This is a genomic window from Streptococcus sp. SO2, from assembly GCF_030440025.1.
This window is the reverse complement of the sequence record NZ_JAQFJH010000042.1, coordinates 1-1,130: the sequence shown is the minus strand read 5'-3', so window position 1 is coordinate 1,130 and position 1,130 is coordinate 1. Positions and strand designations below refer to the sequence as shown.

Annotated in this window: 1 protein-coding gene; it reads left to right on the top strand. The window is 38.0% G+C overall.

Annotated elements, in window-relative coordinates; genetic code table 11:
- Positions 1 to 59 precede the first annotated feature (59 nt).
- On the top strand, positions 60 to 1,130 hold a 1,071-nt coding region (locus PCY17_RS12140; RefSeq protein ID WP_301395785.1), incomplete at its 3' end, for an ISL3 family transposase.

The following is a 1,130-nucleotide window of genomic DNA, read 5'->3' as shown; positions in this document are numbered from 1 at the left end:
AAAAAAGTCCCATAAGATCTATAATGAAAAGCGACCAAACCATCATTAGAAAGAATCATATGGAACAATTACATTTTATCACAAAACTACTCGATATTAAAGACCCTAATATCCAGATTCTAGATGTCATCAATAGGGATACACACAAGGAAATCGTCGCTAAACTGGACTATGACGCCTCGTCTTGTCCTGATTGCGGAAATCAAATGAAGAAATATGACTTTCAAAAACCGTCTAAGATTCCTTACCTTGAGACGACTGGTATGCCTACTAGAATTCTCCTTAGAAAGCGTCGATTTAAGTGCTATCATTGCTCGAAAATGATGGTCGCTGAGACTTCTATCGTCAAGAAAAATCATCAAATCCCTCGTATTATCAACCAAAAGATTGCGCAAAAGTTGATTGAGAAGACTTCTATGACCGATATTGCTCATCAGCTGGCCATTTCAACTTCAACTGTCATTCGCAAGTTAAATGACTTTCACTTTAAGCATGACTTTAGCCGACTTCCTGAGATTATGTCTTGGGACGAGTATTCTTTTACCAAGGGAAAGATGAGTTTCATTGCACAAGATTTTGACAATCTCAACATTATCACCGTGCTTGAAAGTAGAACCCAGACTATCATCCGAAATCACTTTCTGCGCTACGATAGAGCCGTTCGCTGTCAGGTGAAAATCATTACTATGGATATGTTCAGTCCTTACTATAACTTGGCTAAACAGCTTTTTCCTTATGCTAAAATCGTTCTAGATCGTTTTCACATTGTGCAACATCTTAGCCGTGCTATGAGTCGTGTCCGTGTTCAAATCATGAATCAATTTGATAGAAAATCCCATGAATACAAAGCTATCAAGCGCTACTGGAAGCTCATTCAACAGGATAGTCGTAAACTAAGTGATAAACGTTTTTATCGCCCTACTTTTCGCATGCACTTAACAAATAAGGAGATTCTAGACAAGCTTTTGAGCTATTCAGAAGACTTGAGACACCACTATAATCTCTATCAGCTCTTGCTTTTTCACTTTCAGAACAAGGAGCCAGACAAATTTTTCGGACTCATTGAGGACAATCTTAAACAGGTTCATCCTCTTTTTCAGACTATCTTCAAAACCTTCCTCAAGGATAAA